Genomic DNA, 22,474 nt, shown 5'->3' on the forward strand with positions numbered 1-22,474 from the left:
CCGGTGACCGTCCGCCTCTCATAACATCTTCAAGTAAAAGCGCGGTTATGCTCTCGCGACGTTATGCAACAAAGCCGTTTTTCGAAGATCTCTCGGACACGGTGATTCATGACGATCTGCTCGAGCGCTTACTGATGTTCCGCAACGTTCTGGTCACCGGTCACCAGGCTTTCTTTACAAAAGAAGCGCTGACGGCGATCGCAGAAACAACGATTGAAAACATTTCCTCGTTCGAGGCCACGGGCAAACCCTGTTACGCTTTGTGATGTGATCACGCGTATGAGGCTAAAATCAATCAGACGGTTGAAGCTGAAAACTGACTTGGCCGGGGTCGCTGGTGGACCGAGACGTGGTGCACCTGCAGGCTCCGCTTTGAGTTCTTTGGCATATTAACCCGGGAAGCACACCGGGGTCCTTCGTTGCGAGCGTTGCTTTTGCTTGGCGCAGGCTTGGCTGTGACCCAACCTCTTAATAGGAGTATTCGGGATGACGGTACGTTTGATTGTTTTGGCCGTCGCAGTCGCATCGGTGCTGGCGCTGATCTGGTTTCGGAACCGCCCCTCCGCGCGAAACCGCAATGGAACCTCAGACGCCCCTGATCGCGGTGTGATCGGTGAGATCACCACAGCTTACGAAGATGTTGGGCGCGAGTTTTTGGACGAGAGCCGCAGTCGGCCGCTTCGGCCCGAAGCCGCAAGCGAGGTCGGCGGTCGGGATTGAAGGGGCCAATGGCGTCAGACGCCGACCCAATCCTCTGGAGAGCCGAAATGACGAGACGGGTGGACAAACACGGCCAAGAGCTTTTCAGCAACGTTAAATTGGGTGGTCCGCCAACCGCAGGCGACTATGTGCCTGCCCGGGCCAAGGATCCTGTTTGCGGCATGGATGTCGATCCAGCCAAGACGCCGCATCATGCGGTGCACCGAAAGCGTCAATATTATTTCTGTTCGGCAAACTGCCGCTCGAAATTTGTTGCGAACCCTCAAGGGTATCTCGGCAACCGTCCCGCGCTTGTATCCCCGCCAAAGCCGAGCGGTGTGTGGACCTGCCCGATGCATCCGCAAATTCAGCAGGACGGGCCCGGAACGTGCCCGATATGTGGTATGGCGCTCGAGCCGGAGGAGCCCACGCAAAATGATGTGCCCAACCCGGAACTTTTAGATTTCACGCGTCGCGCCTGGATCGCCGTGGCGCTGAGCGTGCCGTTGCTCGCTATTTCCATGGTTGCGGAGATGATAGGGATCCAGCTCGTTCCGCCAGCGATCAATCCTTGGGTACAACTCGCGCTGACGGCACCGATCGTGTTTTGGGCGGGCGGGCCGTTTTTCCATCGCGGCTGGAAGTCGATCGTCACCTGGCATCTCAATATGTTTACGCTGGTCTCGATCGGCGTGGGTGCGGCTTTCGCCTACAGCCTCGTTGCCACGATCGCTCCCGGGCTATTCCCGTCATCGTTCCACATGCACGGGATCGTGCCGGTTTATTATGAAGCCGCAGGCGTAGTCGTGACGCTTGTGTTGCTGGGGCAAGTGCTCGAACTGCGTGCACGCGCCGCGACCGGTAGTGCAATCCGCTCGCTGATGAATCTTGCCCCCAAGGTCGCGCACCGCCTTCGCGACGATGGCACCGAGGAGGAAGTCGGACTCGCGGAGGTTGCAACCGGCAACCGCTTGCGGGTGCGGCCGGGCGAGGCGGTGCCGGTGGACGGCGTGGTTGTCGATGGCACATCCTCGGTCGACGAATCGATGATAAGTGGCGAGCCGGCACCGGTTCTCAAGGACACCGCCGCACTGGTGACGGGGGGAACCATCAACGGCACCGGATCGCTGGTCATCGAAGCACGTGCCGTCGGCTCTGACACCGTGCTCGCCCGGATCGTCAAGATGGTGGCCGAGGCACAGCGCAGTCGAGCGCCGATTCAGGCGATCGCCGATCGCGTTTCGGGGTGGTTCGTACCGCTCGTGGTGGGAATCGCTGTGCTGACGTTCGGCGTGTGGAATCTCGCCGGACCAGAGCCGCGCTTTGGCCATGCGTTGCTCAACGCCATCGCTGTCTTGATCATTGCGTGTCCCTGCGCGCTTGGCCTTGCCACGCCGATGTCTATCATGGTCGGCACGGGCCGTGGTGCACGCGCAGGCGTTCTGATCAAGGACGCCGAGGCGTTGCAGATGATGGACAGTGTCGACACGCTTGTGATCGACAAAACCGGGACCCTGACCGAAGGACGGCCGAAGGTGACCGAGATCGAGCCGGTCAAAGGCGTCGAGTGCGACGCCCTGCTGGCGGCGGCGGCGGCGGTGGAGCAGCAATCGGAACACCCGCTCGCCCAGGCTATCGTGACCGCGGCGCAGGAAGCAGGGCTGACGCTGGGCAAGATCGAGCAATTCGAATCCCAAACGGGGCTTGGCGTCAGCGGCCGTGTCGATGGCAAGGTAGTGGTGGTGGGCAACACGGCACAGATGACGCGTATCGGGGTCGACCCCGCGCCGTTGGCCGACGTCGGGGAGCGCTATCGTGCCGCCGGCGCCGGGGTGATGCTGGTCGCGATTGATGGGCACCTTGCAGGACTGCTCGCGGTTGCTGATCCGATCCGCGCATCCGCACGCGATGCGATTGCCGTACTTAAAGCCGAAGGGTTGCGGATCGTGATGCTTACCGGCGATGCCGAGGCCACCGCGCAGGCGGTGGCCAAAGCCATTGGCGGGATCGACGAAGTCCATGCCGGGCTAAAGCCCGAAGACAAGGCGCGGATCATCGGCGAACTCAAAGCCAAGGGTGCCAGGGTGGCGATGGCCGGGGACGGTATAAACGATGCGCCCGCGCTCGCTGCGGCCGATGTCGGCGTGGCGATGGGGACCGGTACCGACGTCGCGATTGAAAGCGCGGGGATGACACTGACGAACGGCGATCTCTCCGCCATGGTGCGAGCTCGTCGGTTGGCCAAGGCGACAATGCGCAACATCCGCCAGAACCTGTTTTTCTCGTTCGTGTTCAACGGCGTTGGCGTACCCCTGGCTGCAGGTGTGCTTTATCCAATGACCGGTTTGTTGCTCTCACCTATGATCGCAGGCGCGGCAATGGCGCTATCGAGCTTCACCGTCGTAACAAATGCTCTACGGCTCAGCAGGGCGAAATTATGAGTATTGGTGCGGCACTGTCGGCCAGCACAGTCCCGAAGCCGATGATCCGCCAGCTTGAGCCGCTCGTAGTACATTCGGCTCGAGGGGTCGAAATATTTGGTCAGCGCGCGCAGCTAACCGTCGCTGCGTACGCAAAATCCAGCAAAGTTTTGCGAAACAGGTGGTTTTGGCCCGCGCCTTGGGCACCGCCAGCTTATGTCATCGGGCGAGATGCGTAGTTTCCGACCCTACGAATCGCGCGGAATGAAAGTCTAATGTTGTGTGGGTTCAGGTCCGGTCCCAGCTGCGTCAAGATCACAACCGCTCCTCACGGACGTTGTCATCCGAATTAGCAGCGTTTTGATGAAGCCGTTTCCAGACCGACGGTTTGCCTTTCGTCGAAGGAACATCGGATGTACGCTGCCGCAGACATTCGTAGGCCGCGTCCACAAACCGGCGGGCTAGGGTCAGCCGCCGGTCATTCGAAGAAAGTTACGCGCCCAACGCGGATCGCCTTGATTGGCAACGCTCTGCCGCGCCTTTGTGGTTTGGCGGCGTTTACCAGCCATGTTTATGACGCGCTGGTTACCTGCTTTCCCGAGTGCTCGATCGATCACTATGCAATGGTCGATCCGGGGGGGCACTACTGTTTTCCAGAGTCGGTTACCCGATCAATCGAACAGACAGACGTCCAGAGTTACAGGTACGCCGCACAGGCAATCCGCGCCAGCGATGCAGACCTTATCTGGGTTCAACATGAGTTTGGGATCTTTGGCGGTCCAGCGGGATGCTACTTGCTTCAGATACTTGAGCAAACCGATATACCACTTGCCGTATCACTTCATACGGTGCTTGAAACGCCCGACTCCGATCAGCGCGAGGTGATAGAGCGCATTGCTGATCGTGCCGCGCTTCTGATCGTCATGGCCGAGCGTGCCCGCTCGATCCTGATAGGGAGCTATGGAGTCTGCCCAGCCAAAATCGCGGTGATACCGCACGGGATACCGGATCGAGCTTACGTCGAGCCTGCCCTGGCACAACGCTGCTTTGGCTTGGAGGAGCGGCCGACAATCCTCACCTTTGGCTTGCTTTCTCCAGGGAAGGGTATCGAAACCATGATCGAGGCTTTGCCGGCGATCCTCAAACGTTGCCCTAGTGCGCTGTACGCCGTCATAGGCGCTACGCACCCTCATCTGCTTGCATCCGAGAACGAAGCCTATCGTGAACGATTGCAGGCGCTCGCGACTGCGCTTGGCGTCGCGGGTCACGTGCACTGGGTGAACCGGTTTCTATGCGAAGCGGATCTGCTTGAACGGATTGCCGCCGCAGATGTCTATGTCACGCCTTACGGCAATCCCGCACAGATCACGTCTGGAGCGCTCGCTTATGCATTTGGGCTCGGGAAACCGATCGTCTCCACGCCCTATATCCATGCATGCGAGCTCCTCGCTGACGGCGGGGGGCAACTGGTTTCGTTCGGGGACGTAGCCGGTACGGCAGAGGCCGTAGCGAACCTGCTAACCGACAATCCCCTGCGCGCTAAAACGGCAGAAATTGCCTACGCGCACGGCCGCTCCATGACGTGGCACAATATGGTCCGGCATGCGATGGACCACTTCGCTTTGATCACGGCCGCAGCAGCACCTGTTCCGGTTTCTACAGCCCGGCAGGCGGGTTTCTCGAACGGCGCCACACGGCAAGTCGCGCTCGAGTTTGCCGCCTCCTATTGAGCTATCGCTGCCGGTCGGCAAGCCTCATCCAAATTCTACCAAATACTCGCGATTACCGCATAACACACGGTGAGTACTTTCCGATGCTGCTCGCAGCCAGGCATTCCTCTTAGCGAAGATATCTCGCGCCGCGAGATTGTTCGTGCCCGCGAAACTGGAGATGATCGTGAAAAAACTCTATTCGGCTTTCGCCGCACTTACCGTTGCGGGTACCATCGCAGCAACCGTCGCGATAGCCGCTCCGGCTGCTCGATCAGATCAGCCCAATGCGACCGCGACGTTCTCCACAGAAACTGTCGCGGTTGGCGCTCGATACACCTGGGGCCACGGAATCTTGAAGTATAATGGGCATAGTTATCCCTTCAAGGTTGAGGGTCTTGGAGCCGTTGGTGTCGGAGTCGACAAGGTTCACGGGGTAGCTGAAGTCTACCATCTGAAATCACCGTCGGAATTCGCGGGGACCTATGGCAGGGCAGCTATCGGCGCCTCGCTCGGCAAAGCCGGTGGTGAGAGTTCGACAATGTCGAACGAGCACGGTGTCGTGATGAATGTCCACGCCCGCGAGCGCGGAATTCAACTTAATCTCGGCGTTGGCGGCGTGCACATCAAGATGTCCTAGCGCCAGCCATAACCAACGAGAGTGCGCTGAAGGGATCGTCTTCGGCGCACTCTTCGCGTTGTGGTTGGCAACATGTACCGAACCGGGGCAACCGGTCAGGCCAAATCGCTGTTTTACCTATCGTTGCTTCATTCTGAACCGTCTGCGATTTGTTCGAGGTTCGCGGCAACGCTTACTATTGGGCCACCAAAGTATGCGGACATCCACCGGCGGACGTGGGAAACTGACACTCAGCGCCTGCGCGAATGACGGATCATGATACCCACGACCTTACGAGCTTCTCTGCGTCATCCATCGTGTAATCGACTGCATTCATTGTCTCGAGATGCATGACATCGATCTCGCCCAAGAAGGTTACCTCGTGCCGTTGCTGGGTACGGACGCCACCAGGATAGTCGTAGTAGATGCCTTGGCCATTGCAGGTCACCCGGACGATTACGGTGCGCGGTGACTGGGGCAGCACGCAGGCAGAAACATCATAGATTCTGCCTGCGTGATCGAAACTACGCATCCGTACGGGCGGGTCTGGCTCACCAGGAAGCTCAGGGATCATCGCCCTGCGCCCGGACTGACATCTTCGAACTCTGCATCCACCGCATGCTCGTTTGACGGGCCTGCGGTTGGCTCGGTCGCCTCGGCCCCCGAAGGACCGGTGGCAGCGGCCTTTTGCACGGCGTCTTCGAGCCGGGCTGCGACCTCAGTAAGGCGTTCGGTCGCCTGGATGAGGCCGGGTTCGGCACCCGCATCGATGGCTGTTTTGACCGCCTCGAGCGCGGCCTGTCCATCGGCGCGATCACCGGCGGCTATGCCGTCGCCGTGTTGGGCAAGAGTGCGTTCGACCTGATGGGTGAGGGCATCTGCCTTGTTCTTCGCTTCGACGAAGCCCCGCCGCACCTTGTCGGCTTCGGCGTTTGTCTCGGCTTCCTTCACCATGCGCTCGATATCGGCATCACCAAGGCCGCCATTGGCCTGGATGCGGATCTGCTGCTCCTTGCCGGTGGCCTTGTCCTTGGCCTGGACAGCGACAATTCCGTTTGCATCAATGTCGAACGTCACCTCGATCTGAGGCATGCCGCGCGGGGCGGGCTGTATGCCCGTAAGGTCGAAATTGCCGAGCGCCTTGTTGTCGACGGCCATTTCGCGCTCGCCCTGGAAGACCTTGATCGTCACGGCGGATTGATTGTCATCGGCCGTCGAGAAGGTCTGGCTCTTCTTGCTCGGGATGGTCGTGTTGCGATCGATCAGCCGGGTGAACACGCCGCCAAGCGTCTCGATCCCAAGGCTGAGCGGGGTCACGTCAAGCAGCAGCACATCCTTGACGTCGCCGCGAAGGACTGCACCCTGGATCGCCGCACCGATCGCCACGACTTCATCGGGATTGACGTTGCGGGCGGGTTCCTTGCCAAAGAACGCGCGCACGACCTCGATCACCTTGGGCATGCGCGTCATTCCGCCGACGAGCACGACCTCATCTATGTCGGCCGCCGTCACGCCGGCATCCTTGAGCGCAGCCTTGCACGGCTCCATCGTACGCTGGATCAGGTCGTCGACCAACGCTTCGAGCTTCGCCCGTGTCAGCTTGATCAGGAGGTGCTTCGGGCCCGATGCATCTGCGGTGATGAAGGGGAGGTTGATCTCCGTCTCCTTGGCCGATGACAGCTCGATCTTTGCCTTCTCGGCCGCCTCCTTGAGCCGCTGCAAGGCGAGCTTGTCGGTGCGCAGGTCGATGCCTTGCTCCTTCTGGAACTCCGTTGCTAGGAAATCGATGACGCGGACGTCGAAATCTTCGCCCCCGAGGAAGGTGTCCCCATTGGTGCTCTTGACCTCAAACACCCCGTCGCCGATTTCGAGGATCGAAATGTCGAAAGTCCCGCCGCCGAGATCGTACACCGCGATCCGCCCACTGGTCTTCTTGTCTAATCCGTAGGCTAGCGCCGCCGCGGTCGGCTCGTTGATGATGCGCAGGACCTCGAGGCCGGCAATGCGGCCCGCATCCTTCGTTGCCTGGCGCTGGGCGTCGTTGAAGTAGGCGGGGACGGTGATCACCGCCTGCGTCACGGCCTCGCCGAGATAGGCCTCGGCCGTCTCTTTCATCTTGCCCAGGATGAACGCGCTAATCTGCGATGGTGGATATTTCCGGCCACGCGTCTCTACCCAGGCATCGCCATTGTCACCACTGACGATGGCGTAGGGGACAAGGCTCTTGTCCTTCGCTGCGACCGGGTCGTCGTACCGCCGTCCCATCAGACGCTTGACGGAATAGATCGTGTTGGCCGGGTTGGTGATCGACTGCCGCTTGGCGGCCTGACCAACGAGTCGTTCGCCGTTCTCGGCAAAGGCGACGATGCTGGGCGTGGTCCGCGCACCCTCGCTGTTCTCGATGACCCGCGTTTCCTTGCCATCCATGACGGCGACGCACGAATTGGTGGTGCCGAGATCGATTCCGATGACTTTGCTCATGATCGTGGTCCTTATGGCTGGCTGCTGCAGGGGGAGGGGCAAATTGAGGTGGCGGAAGCTATGTCGGGAGCGATCGGGCGAGAGGTCGCAAACCTGATTCGGTCGATCGTCTAGTGAGGCTGTGCGGGGCTGTCGGTTGGAGGTTTGGCGACGACGACCATGGCCGGGCGCAGTAATCTGCCGTTGAGCGTCCAGGTGGGCGAGAGCGCCTGAAGGATCGTACCCGGCGGCTGTCCGTCGGCGACCAGCTCCGCCATCGCCTGATGCAGATTTGGATCGAACGCGGTGCCGGTAGGATCGACCCGCTTGATTCCATTCCGATCGAGCAGGGCGACAAAGCCCCGCTCGGTTTCGGTCAAGCCTGCCCGTATTCCGGCGATGCTCGGAGCTTCCGCATCCGAAACCGGGGGCAATGTCTCGCGCCCGCGCCGGAGATTCTCGGCAGCCTCTACGACATCGCGCGCGAATGCCTCGATCGCGAAGTGTCGCATGTCGTCCAACTCCCGTTTGGCGCGGGATCGGACGTTGGCATTCTCTGCCTCGGAGCGAACCCAGCGCTCGCGCATTTCGGCAAGCGCTGTTTCGAGGTGTACAATCTGGCTAGCCGGCGCGGTATCGGGAGCACCTGCGCCGGTGGGTTCGGTCCATACGGTGTCTTCGTGGGATATGTCCGCGTCCTGCAGGTTTTTCTCGTGATCGTTGATCATCATTTCATCCCTGCAAAACCCGGCGAGCGCGTTAGGAGCGTGCGCGAACCGGCCCCTTGGATGTAGGCCAAGCAAAAGCTCTTCCGGCAGGATCGGAAACTACGCATCGGCTGCGATGCCAGTGTGACCTTGTCGTCGGACGGTCTTCGCCCGGGGGCAGAGAGCGTTCGTTCTGTTCGCGATATCGACTAGGTAGTTTCCGCCGCTTCCGGGGAATTCCCGATGCAGCCAACCCGAAGCAGACTTAGCGGCCCTCCGCTCGCCGCGTATCGGAGTTTGCAAAATGCCTACCCTAGACTGTCTTATCATTGGTGGCGGGCCTGCGGGCCTGACCGCGGCGCTCTATCTGGCGCGGTTCAAGCGCCGGGTAGTAGTGATCGACGGCGGGTGGAGTCGCGCCGAATGGATCACGCTAAGCCACAATATCCCGGGCTTTCCAGAAGGAATTTCCGGTCCGACATATCATGACCGCCTGCGGCAGCAGGCGCAGCTTTATGGCTGCGCCCCGGACAAGGGCTATGTGCGCACGCTGCGCTGGCGCGACGAGAACGGATTTCTCGCGGAGTTGGATAGTCGAACGATCTCGGCGCAGACCGTTATCCTCGCAACCGGCGTGGTCGAGAACAAGCCGCCGGTGCCGCATCTGGCCGATGCCGTTAAGCGTGGTCTGATCCGGACCTGTCCTATCTGCGACGGCTATGAGAGCCGGGACGAGCGCATCGCCGTGCTGGGCAACGGCCCCCATGCCGCGGCGGAGGCACTCTTCCTCAGAACCTATTCGAGCAAGCTGACGCTACTGTTGGTCGGCGATGCCGCCTTGCCCTATCCGATGCACGAGGAGTTGATCCAGAACGGCATCGAAATCCTGCAGATCGGCTCTGAGGCGATCGAGATGCAGGAGCATGGCGTTGCCGCTTTCTATGCCGCTGATGGCCAATCCCACAGCTTTGACGTGGTCTACACGGCGTTCGGTACGACCGCGCAAAGCGATCTGGCCGCTTCGCTCGGAGCGCGGATGGATGATGCGGGCCGTCTGTTTGTCAGCGCGCATCAGGAAACGTCGGTCACGAGCCTGTATGCTGCCGGGGACCTTGTGCGCGGGCTCAACCAGATCAGCGTCGCAAACGGCGAGGCGGCTATCGCCGCGACCGCCGTCCACAATGCGTTGGCTATGGTGCCGGCCGCCTGAAGCGGCAGACCGGGATCACGGCGACCCGCGTAGGTAGTTTCCGACGCTTTCGAACGATCGTCCGCACTCGCAACGTTGCAGAACGAATTCGGCGCCTTTGCCGGACGCCGGGCGCTCAGATGGTCCCACTACCGAGATGGAAACACGATGATCGATGTACCCACCACCTGGGACGAAGAGACCGATATCGTCGTCATCGGTTATGGCTTTGCTGGTGCGACCGCCGCGATCACGGCCTGTGACACGGGTGCGAAAGTCGTCCTGCTCGAAAAGGCACCCGAGGCGCATAAGGGGGGCAACAGCCGGGTGTCCGCCAACATCGTCTTCTGGCCTTCCGACGTCGCACAGGGCGCTGCCTATTTCAGGGCGCTTGCCGGGCCGTATCTCGACAATATTCCAGACGACATGATCGCGGTCTGGGCGACGGAGATGCATGCGAACAAGGCATGGCTCGAGGGCCTCGGCATGACGCCGGTAGAGATGCCTTATGTGGAGTTCCCGCAGGCAGACGGTGCGGCATGCGTCCGCGTCCTGAAAAATGGCGATGGACCGATCGGGGGCGAGCGCCTGTGGCGCGTGATCGAGGAAGCCGTCGCGCGCCGACCGATCGCTATTTCCTATCAGACGCCTGCCTTCGCGTTGGTCAAGGATGGCGCAGACGTCGTTGGCGTAATCGCGGAGCGTGACGGCAAAAGCGTTTCCATCCGCGCGCGCCGCGCCGTTATCCTGACCTGTGGCGGGTTCGAGGCCAATCCGACGATGCTGCGGACCTTCGTCGATGGACTACCGAACCTCTATCCGGTCGGGACGCCCTACAATAACGGCGACGGCATCCGGATGGCGTCCGAGATCGGTGCGGAGCTGTGGCACATGAACAATATCTCGGGCCCCATCCTCGCATTCAAGGCACCGGAGATCCCGGTGGCGCAATGGCTGAACCTTCCGCACGGCAGGAGCTATCTCTTTGTGGCAGCGGACGGCACCCGCTTCACGATGGAGGGTGAGCCCTGCTCGGTCGGCGACTTTCACGGCAAGGTCGAGCGACACGGTGTGTGGCAACAGCAGACGCTGCCGACGCCAATCCATATGATCTTCGACGAGCCCTACCGACTGTCCGGGCATATCGGCAAGGCCACCACCGACTGGGATGTCGTTCACGGCAACCATTACGACTGGAGCGACGACAATCTGCGGGAGATCGAAAAAGGCTGGATCGAGAAAGCCGATACGGTGGGAGAGCTCGCGCGCCTAATCGGCATTTCGCCCGAGGCTCTGGAGCGTACGGTCAGCCGGTTCAACGAGGCAGCCGGGCAGGGCAAGGATCACGACTGGGGGCGGACGCCAGACAGCTTGGCGGCACTTGTGTCGCCGCCTTTCTATGCGATGGAATTGACCCCGGCGCTGGTCAATACACAGGGCGGCCCTCGGCGCGATAAGGAGGCGCGGGTGATCGGATCCGACGGGGCGCCAATCGGTCGCCTCTACTCGGCGGGTGAACTCGGATCGATTTACCCGTTTCTCTACCAGGGCGGCGGCAATATCGGCGAGTGTTTCGCCTTTGGGCGCATTGCTGGGATGAATGCGTCGAAGGAGGGGTCCATCACTCCCGCCGTAGCCGAAGACCGCGTGGCGGTGCCCGCTTAAGCATCGTTGATTGCGCAAGATTGGCGCCGAAGCCGTCGCGGAAAGGGAAATTGTGGACGACCCCTACAAAACGCTCGGCGTCGCGCGCGACGCCAGCCAGGACGCTATCCGCAAGGCGTATCGCAAGCTTGCCAAGCAGCATCATCCCGACCTCAATCCCGGCCGTCCCAAGGCCGAAGACCTCTTCAAACAGATTGCTGCCGCCAACGCCCTGCTGTCCGATCCCGAGAAGCGCGCGCAATATGACCGCGGCGAAATCGACGCGGCGGGGCAGGAGCGCGCACAGCGCCCGTCCTACCGTGAGCATGCCGACGGCACCGCCGGTGATCGCTATAGCCGAGGAGCGGGCGGGCAGGGGAGCTGGGACGCCGACGATCTTGGCGACATCTTCGGGTCGATGTTCGGGGGTGGCAGGCGACCGGGTGGCGCGTTTCGGAGCGATGGCAGCGACGAGCGCTATGTCCTCACGACTGACTTCCTTGAAGCCGTCAACGGCGCAACACGCCGGCTCACATTGCCTGACGGTCGTGTTCTCGACGTGAAGATCCCACCGGGAGCCGTTGAAGGGCTGGTGATGCGGCTACGCGGGCAGGGCGGACCCGGTCGCAATGGGGGGAAGGCCGGTGACGCGCTCATCGAAATTCACGTCGCACCCCACCCCTTCTTCGAGCGCCGGGGCCGGGACATAACACTGACATTGCCGATATCGCTGTCGGAAGCTGTCCTTGGTGGTCCAGTTGAGGTGAAAACCCCGCGCGGCCCGGTCAAGATGCAGATCCCGCCCGGGTCCGATAGCGGGATTGAACTCAGGCTGCGCGGTCGGGGTGTTCCACAATCCGCGGGCCATACCGCGGGCGATCTCTATGCGACGCTCCGCGTCATGATCGGCAAACCCGATGACGCGCTGAACGATTTCGTCAGGGATTGGAAACCGCACGACGTCGTCAATCCGAGGGGCAAAATGGAGAGCGTGGCATGATGAGCTTCGACGTACTTGTCCGCGATGTCGACGGCCTCGAAGACGCGGATCTGGCGCGGTGGATCGCCAACAGCTGGGTCAAACCCGACCTCGCGGATGGGCGATATGTGTTCGAAGAAATCGATATTGCGCGCGTACATCTTATCTACGAACTGCGCCAGGAACTGGACGTCAACGAGGCCGCGTTGCCCGTCGTCCTCTTGCTGCTCGATCAACTCTATGACGTGCGCCGCCACCTCCTTGAGATTGGCGTCGCAATCGCTGAAACGGAGCCTGTCGACCTGCACCGGGCACTTCAAGTGATTGCCGCGCGGCGGTCCTGGCGATGAGGCTGAACCTTAGTCTTTGATCAGCTGATCATGGGCAGACGCAAGAGAAGACCAGCCACGTCGTCGCGTCAGCTCCTTCAGCAATTGGTTCAGAAAGTGCCTTCAAGGCGTGAAATCGTCCCCGAGGTACAGATGGCGAACCGTTGGGTCTGCAACCAAGGCGTTGGGGCTGCCCTGAAAGAGCATGCGGCCTTCATATATGACATAGGCGCGATCGACGAGTTCGACCATCGCATGGACATTGTGATCGGTGATCAGCACGCCGATCCCACGCTTTTTCAAATCCTTCACCATTGTCTTGATGTCGATGACCGATAGCGGATCGACGCCGGCAAAGGGTTCGTCGAGTAAGAGAATAGACGGTCGAGCCGCTACTGCGCGCGCGATCTCGCAGCGTCTGCGCTCTCCGCCCGAAAGCGCGATCGCGGACGTATCGCGGACATGCTCGAGCCGGAATTCGTGAAGAAGCCCTTCAAGAGCGACGCGGCGCTGCTCCGGGCCGTCCTCGACCAGTTCCAGGACCGCCGTAATGTTCTCCGCGACGGTCATGCCCCGAAAAATTGATGACTCTTGGGGCAGATATCCCAGACCGAGTTTCGCGCGATCGGGTGTGGTCAGGCCGGTAACGTCCGTGGTGCCGAGGAGGATGCGACCCTGATCGACGGCAATAATGCCGATCACTGCGTAGAAGCAGATGGTCTTCCCTGCTCCGTTAGGTCCGAGGAGCCCGACCACCTCGCCGTGCGAAACATTGAGCGAGATATCCTGCAAAACGATGCGATCGCCGTAGGATTTCCCAATTCCGATGACCGACAGATCGGGGACCGAAGGGTGTGCGATTTCGGGTGAGACAAGGCTCCTAGCGGAGGGGGCGTCGCTCAGAGAGGTATCCCGTCTTGGTGGGGATCTGCAAAGCGCTGATGGTCCAAACAGATCGAGCCTTTCGATGCGCGCCCGACAGAAAAGATCGTTGGTTTTCGAGGGCGCTTCGCGAACCGGGCAAGTCGGGGCAGGGATGCCACACCTACAATGCTAGGCGAAGAGGTTGAGGCCCGCGAGCCTCGGCAAATACGCATGGTTTGCGACTGATCAGCTTAGCCGACAGTCGGTTGGCAGGAGGACTTCAAAGCCGAAACCGGTCCTCTAGGCTGCGCGTGAGTAGTTTCCGACCGCTTCATGCCCGAACCATCCGTGGCAATCCGAGCGAGGTCGGAAACGATACAGGGCGAGAGCGAATGTCATTTCTGGTCGCCGGCAATTGGAAAATGCATGGGCTATCCGACCAACTCGGAGAACTGGTGGCGATAGCGCAGTACGCGAGGACCGCCGCAGGCACGAATGACGTCCTCATCTGCGTTCCGGCCACGCTCATTGCGCGCGCAGTTGCGGTCAGCGGCGGATACCTCGCCATTGGCGGCGAGGATTGTGCCGTCGAGGCCGCCGGCGCCTTCACAGGGGATATCAGCGCCGAAATGCTCAAGGATGCGGGCGCAGACGCTGTCATTGTCGGCCATTCTGAACGGCGGCGCCACCATCACGAAACTGACGCGGTGGTCGCTGAAAAGGCGGCTGCTGCCGGACGGGCCGGCCTTGCTGCGATTATCTGTATCGGCGAAACCCAGGTCCAGCGCGACGCAGGCACCGCGCTGCAGGATTGCGCGGCGCAGCTCGAGGCGAGCCTTCCGGCGGATCGGCGACTTCTTGCCGGCAGCGCCATCGCCTATGAGCCGCTCTGGGCGATCGGGACCGGTCGGACCCCCAATGCGCAAGACGTCACCGAAATCCATCGGCACCTCCGTCAGCTATTGACGCGACTGATGGGCAAGGATGGTGACCGGATCCGGATCCTCTACGGAGGATCCATTACGCCGGCCGATGTGCGGACCATCCTCATCCTGCCGGAGGTCGGTGGCGTGCTCGTCGGCGGTGCCAGCCTGAGGGCGCAAGATTTCAATGGCATAATTCGCGCGGCCGAGACCGTGAATCTGGCAAATGTCGAGACTGAGATGTCCGTTCCCACCCCGGTGCCTGCTCACTCAAGGACTACACCATGACTGCCGCCCTTTCTCTTTCCGATAAAGCCTCGATCTTCGCTGCGGGCTGGGTTGCCGACAACATCGAGATCGGTCCCTTTTCGTGGAATGATCCGCCAATCTATGATGAGCCGATCCGTGAATTCAGGAAAGAAGCCGCACAGGCGGGGCTCAGTGAGGCCGACCTTGTGCAGGGAATCGGACCTGTTTCCGCGTTCATTGCGAAAGCATATTCCGATGCCATCGCGACCTGGAAGGCAGATCAAAAAGCGCTTGAGAGCTACGTGAAGGCCGAAGTTATTCCATGGCCGCCAGCAGTTGGTCGAGCGGAACGCTTGCGAAGGTCGTGAAGCTGTCGGCGATCGCATAGGGCAGGAGCAGGGTGCGCTGGTGGACCATCGCACCGCAGCTGTAGAGGACGTTCGGGACATAGCCGTCCGTATCGCACGGGTCGGGCCGGATCAGGGGGCTGCTGAGCCGTCCAAGAAGCTTGGAAGGATCATGCTTGTCGAGCAGGCACGCGGCGAGGCAGTAGTTTCGGACCGCGCCGACGCCGTGCGTGATGACGAGCCAGCCTTCGGCAATTTCGATCGGCGATCCGCAATTGCCGATCTGGACGAATTCCCATGGATAGCGTGGCGCGACGATCTTCACGCCCGTTTCCCATCGGTAGAGATCGTCCGAATATTGCAGCCAGATATTCTCATGATCCTGCCGCCCGAGCATGGCGTAGCGCCCGGCGATCTTGCGGGGGAACAGCGCCATGCCCTTGTTATCTGTGCCGGGACCTCGCAGCGCGGTCAGATCGATCGTTTTGAAATCGACGGTGCGCAGGATCTCCTGCCGGATGCCGCCGCCACTAAAGGCCGTATAGGTACCAAGATATGTCGCGTTTGCGTCATCGTCGACGAAGCGGACCAGGCGAAGATCTTCGATGCCGTGCCGCTGCGGCGGCGTCACCGGGAAGATCACGATTTCGGAAGGGTTCCGCGCCTCCTCGCAGAACAGCCGTACGCCGGGATCGTCCGGCTCCCCGCCCGGGATCAGCTTGATGCGCGGCGAGATCGCCTGTTTGCTCGGCGGATCGATCGTCAGCGTGCCATCTTTCGAACAATGGCCGGTCCGGAACGTCACCGAGGAGATGTTGCCCTCGCCGACGCCGCGCAGCGACAGGAGCAGTCTCAGCTCCCCGTCGGAAACGCCAGTCTGGTCAGGATGCGGCACGATGCTCGGGTTGAACAGCGCCGCTGCCTCGAACGAATATTCCTCGCAAAAATAGGCGCCGATGAGCAGTGACTGTTCGGCGTTGATCGAGCCAGGGTCGATGACCAGCCCCTCTACATCGTGGAAGCGACGGAGCAGGACATCCTCGACATCGCGGTGATGTCTGGCGAGGTTGGCTGTAAAATAGGTGAGGTCCTTGTGTACACCCGCCGGGTCGAGACTGAGCACCCGATCCGTGATGCGCTGCGCGCGCGATTGCGTGGGTGAGATGAAGGGCGCCTGATCGTCGGCGGGCATGAACGGCCGGATGACGACGCGCGATGGATCGGCATGCAAGGTAATTGGCACGTGTGCCACGAAGTCATGATCGGGCATGCGTGTCCTTGTTAGCAGCGAGGCTATAATGGGCTGCCGAGCCTCCATTCCATTGGCTGATGACGGACAGCGCCGGGTGGCCTGACTTCGGTCCGAGCACGCTCACCGATGCTGGATTCAGTGCAAAATGCTGGGCTTCGATGACGGCCAGTCCGATCCACCGCGCCGCCAGCACACACCCGAACTGGCCGTGTGAGAAGAGCGCTATGTCACCGCTCAGCTCAAGCAGACGTGCGATAAGATTGTCCGCCCGCTCGGCGACCTGCGCCGGCGTTTCGCCGTTCGGGCAGCCATCGCGAAACACGTTCCATCCGGGTGCTTGCACACGGATTTCGACCGTCGTTCGCCCTTCGTAGTCGCCGTAATCCCATTCCGACAGATCGGTTGAGACCTGGGCCTGCGTGGCTAAACCTGCCAGTGCGCACGTGCTGCGGGCGCGCTCGAACGGGCTCGTCAATACACACGAAAAATCCAAGCCCGCCAAATAGGCCCGCAGCTCACCGGCAATCGTTGTTCCGTGCGGGGTGAGGGGCAGGTCGGTCCTGCCGGTGTGCCGCCCGGATTGGGACCATTCGGTTTCGCCATGGCGGATCAGGAACAGTCGTGGGAGCGCGGGTGTCACGCGGCCTGCGCTCGGATCAGTGGGACATCCGTTGACGCATCGTAGGTACCGCAACGCGCAGCGTGGTCGCACATCGCGCGGTGCGCGATCGCTGCTTGCGCCGCCTCCGCCCGTTCATCGCGCCCGTTCCATATTTCCAGCGCCGGCTGCTGGATTGCGCGCGCAAAGGAAAAGCTCAGTTGCCACGGAATTCGCGCTTTGAATCGGTCGTTCATCGCATTGAGCCGCGCCGAGGCAAGCGCTCCCGGCTGGCCGCCGGATAGAAAGGCGACCGCCGGAACGGCAGCAGGTACCGCCCGCAGGAGGCTCCTGACGGTCGCGTCTGCGATCGTGACAAGGTCGGATTGGTCCGGACAGTCCGAGCCGGGGAGCACCATGTTCGGCTTTAGGATCAGCCCTTCCAACGCCACACCCTGTTCGTCGGCGTGACGAAAGACGGCGTGCAAGACCGCCTCGGTTACGACGGCGCAGCGGGCCAGGTCGTGCGGACCGTCCATCAAGACCTCCGGCTCGATCACTGGGAGGAGTCCGACTTGCTGGCAGATCGCGGCATAGCGCGCGAGCGTCTGCGCATTGGCCTCGATGCAGCCGCGCGTCGGGATATCCGCCGCAATCGTGATGACGCCGCGCCATTTCGCGAACCGTGCGCCCACCGCGGCAAAGGCCTCGAGCCGCGCTTTCAGCCCATCCAGTCCTTCGGTGATCCGCTCGGGCGCGTGCCCGGCGAGCTCGATCGTGCCGGAATCGACCTTCACGCCAGGAATGATGCCCGCATCGCGGATTGCCGCCGCGAACGGCACACCTGCGAGCGTCGTCTGGCGGATCGTCTCCTCGTTCAGGATGATGGCTCCAATAGACTGGCCGAGACCGGGCGTCGTAACGATCAGATCTCGCCATGCGCGCCGGCGGTCGACAGTCTGTGCGATACCGAGCGCCGCGAAGCGTCGATCGCAGGTGCCGATACTCTCGTCGATTGCGAGCAGGCCCTTGCCATGCGCCACCATCTGCACGGCGAGCCCAGCGAGCTTGGCGACGCTCATGCCGGGGTCCGCCAGGTCCAGTCGCGTATCTCTGGCAAATCCTCGCCGTGGCGGTCGATATAATGCTTATGTTCGACCAGCTTGTCGCGCATCGCTTGCTGGAGATAGGCGCCCCGGCTGCCGGTCTGCGGCACCCGGTCGATCGCGTCGATGACCAGGCTGAAACGATCGAGGCCGTTCTGCACGCGGATGTCGAACGGCGTCGTGATTGTGCCTTCTTCACGGTAGCCGTGAACGTGTATGTTGCGATTGGCGCGATGGCAGGTGAGCTGATCGACGAGCCCCGGATAGCCGTGAAAGGCGAAGATCACAGGTTTGTCGCGCGTGAACAGCGAGTCGAACGCGCGCTCGCTGAGGCCATGAGGATGTTCGGTGCAGGGCTGGAGCTTCATCAGGTCGACGACGTTGACGACCCGCACCTTCAGCTCGGGCAAGGCACCGCGCAGGATCGAGGTCGCCGCCATGCTTTCGAGCGTCGGCGTATCCCCGCAACTGGCCATGATGAGATCGGGTTCGCAATCCTGATCATTGCTCGCCCAGCTCCAGATGCCGATCCCTTGCGTGCAATGCGTGACCGCAGCCTCGATCGACAGCCACTGCGGCAGCGCATGCTTGCCGGCAACGACGACGTTTACATAGTTGCGGCTGCGCAAGCAGTGATCGACTACCGACAGAAGGCAATTGGCGTCCGCCGGCAAATATACGCGGACGATATCGGCCTTCTTGGAGACGACGTGATCGAGAAAACCGGGATCCTGATGCGTGAAGCCGTTATGGTCCTGTTGCCAGACGTGCGACGCGAGGAGGATATTGAGCGAGGCTATATCGCGCCGCCACGGGATTTCCTTACACACTTTCAGCCATTTGGCGTGCTGCCCGACCATCGAATCGACGATGCGGATGAACGCCTCGTAGCTGTTGAACAAACCGTGACGGCCCGTCAGTAGATAGCCTTCGAGCCAGCCTTCGCACTGATGCTCACTGAGCATCGAGTCGACAACGCGACCCGTTGGCGCGAGGAACTCGTCATTGGGTTCTATCGCAGCGTCCCATTGGCGATCGGTCACCTCGAACACGGCGCCGAGCAGATTGGACAGCGTCTCGTCGGGGCCAAATACACGGAAATTGTCGGGATTCGCGATAATCACGTCACGGAGGAACTGGCCGAGCACCGGCGTATCTCCGCAGATTACCGCTCCGGGTGTCGCCACCGCCACCGCATGGGCGCGAAAGTCCGGCATCCGCAGATTGCGAAGCAGGGCTCCGCCATTGGCGTGCGGGTTGGCGCCCATCCGCCGGTCGCCCTTGGGCGCGAGGGCGGCAAGTTCGGGAAGCAGGCTGCCCGCTTCGTCGAAAAGGTCCTGGGGGCGATAGCTTTTCATCCAGCTTTCGAGCAGCGCCACATGGTCCGGATGTTTGCCATCGACGAGGAGCGGTACCTGATGCGCGCGGAACGTACCCTCGATCGGCACGCCGTTGACTTCTTTGGGGCCGGTCCAGCCCTTGGGCGAGCGCAGGACGATCACTGGCCACCGCGGGCGGAGCGTTGTTTTGCCGGTGCGTGCATCATCCTGCAACTGACGGATGTCGGCGATCGCCACATCCATCACCTCAGCCATGCGCTGGTGCATAGCGTCGGGGTCACTCCCCTCGACGAAGCGCGGCGACCAGCCGCAGCCCTCGAGAAAATAGGCCAAGTCGTCGCCATCGATCCGCGCGAATATCGTCGGATTGCTGATCTTGTAGCCGTTGAGATGCAGGATCGGCAGAACCGCGCCGTCGCTGATCGGGTTCAGCAGCTTGTTCGAATGCCAGGCGGTGGCAAGCGGCCCGGTTTCCGCCTCTCCGTCGCCAATCACGCAGGCGACGATCAGGTCGGGATTGTCGAATGCCGCGCCGAAGGCATGGCTCAGCGAATAGCCGAGCTCGCCGCCTTCATGGATCGACCCGGGGGTCGTCGGTGCGACGTGGCTCGAGATGCCGCCCGGGAACGAGAACTGCGTGAACAGCTTTTTGAGCCCGGGCATATCCGGTGTGATGTTCGGGAAGAACTCGCTGTAGGTTCCCTCGAGATAGGTGTTGCCGACGATCGCTGGACCGCCATGGCCCGGGCCCGCGATATAGATCATATTGAGATCGTTGGCCCGGATCACACGGTTGAGATGGACGTAGATGAAATTTTGTCCCGGCGTCGTTCCCCAATGTCCCACGACCAGGGGTTTCACATGGGCGAGCTTTAACGGCTCTTGCAGGAGCGGGTTATCAAAGAGATAGATCTGCCCAACCGAAAGATAATTGGCCGCGCGCCAATAGGCGTTGGTAAGACGACGCTCTTCAGGCCCAAGATAGGATTTCGGGACCGGCGATGAGACGTCGACAAGGGCCGGCGGTACTCGGTCGATAGTATGTGCGTCCATGGGATTGCGGCTCCGCGAAAGGGCAGGTCCCGGCGTCGTGGCTTTGCATCGCCGGGATCGTCTCAGGCATAGCATTGGCCGTAATTGGCTCTCGATCGCAGTATCGGAAATTACTCACGACGTGCCTTCGGAGCTTCCGGTGCAGTTTTGACGGCACGAGCGAGAAGACGACCTTGCAAGTCATCTCATCGTCCGTCGGGTCCCTGCCGACGTCAAACTTGATAACCCGCTTTCTCACCGGCCCTGAGGCGGTGGAACCGCCAAGCCAGTTGGGTAAATTCCGACCCTCGCGCCATTATAGCATCTTGGCATAACCGGAGCGTTCCATCCTGCGCGTGCCCCGCACATGCGCGAATGTCGTCAGGAGCTACTTATGACCGGATCGATCCTGACGTTGAATGCGGGATCTTCGAGCCTCAAATTCGCGCTGTTCGACGAAGCGCTCATTCCGACACTTCGCGGCGAGATCGAAGACATCGACGGGGCCCCCCGCCTCGCCGCACGCGATGTAGCGGGCCGAGTCGTGGTGGAGCGGCGCTGGCCGGCCGACGATGCATCCTTTGCAGTGATCTTGAGCGATTTGCTTGAGATCTTGCACGATCATGCTGGCCGCGACGGGTTGGGGAGTGCAGGCCACCGCATCGTGCATGGTGGCGTGGACCATGTCGAGCCCACCCTCATCACCCACGATTTGCTGGATTCCCTGGACGGACTGACACCGCTCGATCCCCTGCACATGCAGCACAATCTGGCACCCGTGCGCGCGATCCTCAAAATGCGACCTGACCTGCCGCAAGTTGCTTGCTTCGACACCGCCTTCCATCACGATATGCCGATCGAAGCTCAGATCGTGCCGGTCCCGCGCGCGCTGCGGGACGCGGGCGTAAGACGGTATGGCTTCCACGGACTTTCCTACGAATACATTGCAAACCGACTTGCACTAGACGCGCCAGATCTGGCGCGGGGGCGGGTCATCATCGCCCATCTTGGTGCGGGGGCAAGCCTTTGCGCGCTCAGCGGCGGCGTCAGTATTGCGACGACGATGGGCTTTAGCACGCTCGATGGCCTGTTAATGGCGACGCGCTGCGGCAACATCGATCCAGGCGTTTTGCTCTATCTCGCGCGCCAAGGCCGCAGTCCGTCTGAGATCGAAGATTTGCTCTATCACCAATCAGGGCTCCTTGGCGTGTCCGGGATCAGCGGGGACCTGCGTATTCTGCTGGCTAGCGACGATGCGCGCGCAGTCGAAGCGATACGCCTGTTCAGTTATCGCATTGCGGTAGAGGCCGGGGGTATGGCGAGCGCACTTGGCGGGATCGACGGGTTCGTTTTTACGGCCGGGATCGGTGAACGTTCCGCTGTTATCCGCGCCGCTGTATGTGAACGTCTTGCTTGGCTGGGCATCGTCCTTGACGATGTAGCCAATGCCGCCAACGCGAGGCAGATCAGCGCGACGGACAGCAAGATCAAGGTGTTAGTGTATGCCACTGACGAGGAAGCGATGATCGCGCAACACACTCGGGCGGTTCTTTTTCGCCACTTGGAGACAAATCGTTGAGGCTGAGCGCGCTCGTAGAAGCGTGATCGCCATGCGCGGAGGCGGTCGCAGCGGGGCGGCGGATCCGCCAAGACCGCCGCAACCCTATAGCGTGGTTCCCACCAGACGCCCGATGCTCGCAGTAACCGCGAGGGCAAGCGCGCCCCAAAAGGTGACGCGCGCCATGGCCCGCCAGACGTTCGCGCCGCCCGTTACCCCTCCAACCGCACCAAGAACGGCGAGAAACACAAGTGCTCCGACTGATTCTGCGACAATGAGCGTTGCTGGCGGCGCGATGATAACGATCATGACCGGCAATGACGCCCCGAACGTAAAGGTGGCAGCCGATGTAAGAGCAGCCTGAATTGGTCTTGCGATGCCCGTTGCGGTAATTCCCAGCTCGTCTCTCGCATGTGCACCGAGCGCGTCCTTGGCCATCAGTTCACGCGA

19 protein-coding genes and 1 pseudogene are annotated in these 22,474 nt (G+C 61.4%); 12 read left to right on the forward strand and 8 right to left on the reverse strand.

Annotation, left to right across the window (positions count from 1 at the left end; genetic code table 11):
- The 5 genes and pseudogenes from QN347_RS14605 to QN347_RS14625 all read left to right on the forward strand — a co-directional run.
- A pseudogene (locus tag QN347_RS14605) lies at positions 1–266 on the forward strand (hypothetical protein); the annotation flags it as partial.
- 220 nt (positions 267–486) lie between these two features.
- The gene (locus QN347_RS14610) at positions 487–720 is read left to right on the forward strand and encodes a hypothetical protein (protein ID WP_322162138.1); all 234 of its coding nucleotides are present in this window, start codon (positions 487–489) and stop codon (positions 718–720) included.
- Positions 721–767: 47 nt separating this feature from the next.
- Positions 768–3,140, forward strand: coding sequence for a heavy metal translocating P-type ATPase (locus tag QN347_RS14615; RefSeq protein ID WP_322162140.1), 2,373 nt, complete (start codon positions 768–770; stop codon positions 3,138–3,140).
- Positions 3,141–3,532: 392 nt separating this feature from the next.
- Positions 3,533–4,849 carry a glycosyltransferase family 4 protein gene (locus QN347_RS14620; protein ID WP_322162142.1) on the forward strand — a complete coding sequence of 439 codons (1,317 nt, stop codon included), beginning with the start codon at positions 3,533–3,535 and terminating at the stop codon, positions 4,847–4,849.
- Positions 4,850–5,015: 166 nt separating this feature from the next.
- Complete coding sequence (locus QN347_RS14625; RefSeq protein ID WP_322162144.1) at positions 5,016–5,468, forward strand: hypothetical protein; 453 nt, start codon at positions 5,016–5,018, stop codon at positions 5,466–5,468.
- A 549-nt stretch (positions 5,469–6,017) separates the two neighbouring features.
- Here the strand turns inward: QN347_RS14625 and dnaK are convergent.
- Positions 6,018–7,928 (reverse strand): molecular chaperone DnaK, encoded by a 1,911-nt coding sequence (gene dnaK / locus QN347_RS14630; RefSeq protein WP_322162146.1) that lies wholly within the window; start codon positions 7,926–7,928, stop codon positions 6,018–6,020.
- Between the two features lie 110 nt (positions 7,929–8,038).
- Positions 8,039–8,635, reverse strand: a complete 597-nt coding sequence (locus tag QN347_RS14635) for a nucleotide exchange factor GrpE (RefSeq protein ID WP_322162147.1) — start codon at positions 8,633–8,635, stop codon at positions 8,039–8,041.
- Between the two features lie 283 nt (positions 8,636–8,918).
- Here QN347_RS14635 and QN347_RS14640 point away from each other — a divergent pair, with 283 nt between their 5' ends.
- From QN347_RS14640 to QN347_RS14655, 4 genes are all read left to right on the forward strand, one after another.
- Complete coding sequence (locus tag QN347_RS14640; RefSeq protein WP_322162148.1) at positions 8,919–9,824, forward strand: NAD(P)/FAD-dependent oxidoreductase; 906 nt, start codon at positions 8,919–8,921, stop codon at positions 9,822–9,824.
- A gap of 147 nt (positions 9,825–9,971) precedes the next feature.
- Positions 9,972–11,468, forward strand: a complete 1,497-nt coding sequence (locus QN347_RS14645) for an FAD-binding protein (protein WP_322162150.1) — start codon at positions 9,972–9,974, stop codon at positions 11,466–11,468.
- A 10-nt stretch (positions 11,469–11,478) separates the two neighbouring features.
- The gene (locus tag QN347_RS14650; protein ID WP_322162152.1) at positions 11,479–12,447 is read left to right on the forward strand and encodes a DnaJ C-terminal domain-containing protein; all 969 of its coding nucleotides are present in this window, start codon (positions 11,479–11,481) and stop codon (positions 12,445–12,447) included.
- Positions 12,444–12,776 (forward strand): chaperone modulator CbpM, encoded by a 333-nt coding sequence (locus tag QN347_RS14655; protein ID WP_322162154.1) that lies wholly within the window; start codon positions 12,444–12,446, stop codon positions 12,774–12,776. The genes QN347_RS14650 and QN347_RS14655 overlap by 4 nt, the downstream gene beginning before the upstream one ends.
- A gap of 102 nt (positions 12,777–12,878) precedes the next feature.
- On the opposite strand, the gene lptB is transcribed toward QN347_RS14655, so the two are convergent.
- Positions 12,879–13,658 carry an LPS export ABC transporter ATP-binding protein gene (gene lptB, locus QN347_RS14660; RefSeq protein ID WP_416194519.1) on the reverse strand — a complete coding sequence of 260 codons (780 nt, stop codon included), beginning with the start codon at positions 13,656–13,658 and terminating at the stop codon, positions 12,879–12,881.
- A gap of 353 nt (positions 13,659–14,011) precedes the next feature.
- Between lptB and tpiA the strand changes: the two genes are divergently transcribed.
- Together tpiA and QN347_RS14670 are read left to right on the forward strand one after the other, a co-directional pair.
- Complete coding sequence (gene tpiA, locus QN347_RS14665; protein ID WP_322162155.1) at positions 14,012–14,830, forward strand: triose-phosphate isomerase; 819 nt, start codon at positions 14,012–14,014, stop codon at positions 14,828–14,830.
- On the forward strand, positions 14,827–15,159 hold the full coding sequence (locus QN347_RS14670; protein ID WP_322162156.1) for a hypothetical protein: 333 nt from the start codon (positions 14,827–14,829) through the stop codon (positions 15,157–15,159). Before tpiA ends, QN347_RS14670 begins: the two co-directional genes overlap by 4 nt.
- Here QN347_RS14670 and QN347_RS14675 read toward each other — a convergent pair.
- From QN347_RS14675 to QN347_RS14690, 4 genes are read right to left on the reverse strand one after another with little or no spacing between them, the layout of a single operon-like run.
- The gene (locus QN347_RS14675) at positions 15,107–16,408 is read right to left on the reverse strand and encodes a glycoside hydrolase family 130 protein (protein ID WP_322162157.1); all 1,302 of its coding nucleotides are present in this window, start codon (positions 16,406–16,408) and stop codon (positions 15,107–15,109) included. The genes QN347_RS14670 and QN347_RS14675 overlap by 53 nt on opposite strands.
- Entirely contained in the window at positions 16,395–17,030 is a 636-nt protein-coding gene (locus QN347_RS14680; RefSeq protein WP_322162158.1) for a histidine phosphatase family protein, read from the reverse strand. The genes QN347_RS14675 and QN347_RS14680 overlap by 14 nt, the downstream gene beginning before the upstream one ends.
- Positions 17,027–18,070 (reverse strand): class I fructose-bisphosphate aldolase, encoded by a 1,044-nt coding sequence (locus QN347_RS14685; protein WP_322162159.1) that lies wholly within the window; start codon positions 18,068–18,070, stop codon positions 17,027–17,029. The genes QN347_RS14680 and QN347_RS14685 overlap by 4 nt, the downstream gene beginning before the upstream one ends.
- Positions 18,067–20,487: a phosphoketolase family protein gene (locus QN347_RS14690; RefSeq protein WP_322162161.1), complete on the reverse strand. Its 2,421-nt coding sequence runs from the start codon at positions 20,485–20,487 to the stop codon at positions 18,067–18,069. The genes QN347_RS14685 and QN347_RS14690 overlap by 4 nt, the downstream gene beginning before the upstream one ends.
- A gap of 373 nt (positions 20,488–20,860) precedes the next feature.
- Between QN347_RS14690 and QN347_RS14695 the strand changes: the two genes are divergently transcribed.
- Positions 20,861–22,045: an acetate/propionate family kinase gene (locus QN347_RS14695; RefSeq protein WP_322162163.1), complete on the forward strand. Its 1,185-nt coding sequence runs from the start codon at positions 20,861–20,863 to the stop codon at positions 22,043–22,045.
- A gap of 84 nt (positions 22,046–22,129) precedes the next feature.
- Here the strand turns inward: QN347_RS14695 and QN347_RS14700 are convergent.
- The coding region (locus tag QN347_RS14700; protein WP_323494100.1) for a VIT1/CCC1 transporter family protein at positions 22,130–22,474 on the reverse strand (345 nt) is incomplete at its 5' end.

The sequence above is a fragment of the Sphingomonas sp. 10B4 genome (assembly GCF_035019905.1).
Lineage (GTDB): Bacteria > Pseudomonadota > Alphaproteobacteria > Sphingomonadales > Sphingomonadaceae > Sphingomonas > Sphingomonas glacialis.

Excerpts from the sequence above, each read along its gene's own strand:
- QN347_RS14610 (WP_322162138.1), top strand. The coding sequence starts at position 487 with ATGACGGTACGTTTGATTGTTTTGGCCGTCGCAGTCGCATCGGTGCTG.
- QN347_RS14615 (WP_322162140.1), top strand. The coding sequence starts at position 768 with ATGACGAGACGGGTGGACAAACACGGCCAAGAGCTTTTCAGCAACGTT.
- QN347_RS14620 (WP_322162142.1), top strand. The coding sequence starts at position 3,533 with ATGTACGCTGCCGCAGACATTCGTAGGCCGCGTCCACAAACCGGCGGG.
- dnaK (WP_322162146.1), bottom strand. The coding sequence starts at position 7,928 with ATGAGCAAAGTCATCGGAATCGATCTCGGCACCACCAATTCGTGCGTC.
- QN347_RS14635 (WP_322162147.1), bottom strand. The coding sequence starts at position 8,635 with ATGATCAACGATCACGAGAAAAACCTGCAGGACGCGGACATATCCCAC.
- QN347_RS14640 (WP_322162148.1), top strand. The coding sequence starts at position 8,919 with ATGCCTACCCTAGACTGTCTTATCATTGGTGGCGGGCCTGCGGGCCTG.
- QN347_RS14645 (WP_322162150.1), top strand. The coding sequence starts at position 9,972 with ATGATCGATGTACCCACCACCTGGGACGAAGAGACCGATATCGTCGTC.
- QN347_RS14655 (WP_322162154.1), top strand. The coding sequence starts at position 12,444 with ATGATGAGCTTCGACGTACTTGTCCGCGATGTCGACGGCCTCGAAGAC.
- tpiA (WP_322162155.1), top strand. The coding sequence starts at position 14,012 with ATGTCATTTCTGGTCGCCGGCAATTGGAAAATGCATGGGCTATCCGAC.
- QN347_RS14670 (WP_322162156.1), top strand. The coding sequence starts at position 14,827 with ATGACTGCCGCCCTTTCTCTTTCCGATAAAGCCTCGATCTTCGCTGCG.
- QN347_RS14675 (WP_322162157.1), bottom strand. The coding sequence starts at position 16,408 with ATGCCCGATCATGACTTCGTGGCACACGTGCCAATTACCTTGCATGCC.
- QN347_RS14685 (WP_322162159.1), bottom strand. The coding sequence starts at position 18,070 with ATGAGCGTCGCCAAGCTCGCTGGGCTCGCCGTGCAGATGGTGGCGCAT.
- QN347_RS14690 (WP_322162161.1), bottom strand. The coding sequence starts at position 20,487 with ATGGACGCACATACTATCGACCGAGTACCGCCGGCCCTTGTCGACGTC.
- QN347_RS14695 (WP_322162163.1), top strand. The coding sequence starts at position 20,861 with ATGACCGGATCGATCCTGACGTTGAATGCGGGATCTTCGAGCCTCAAA.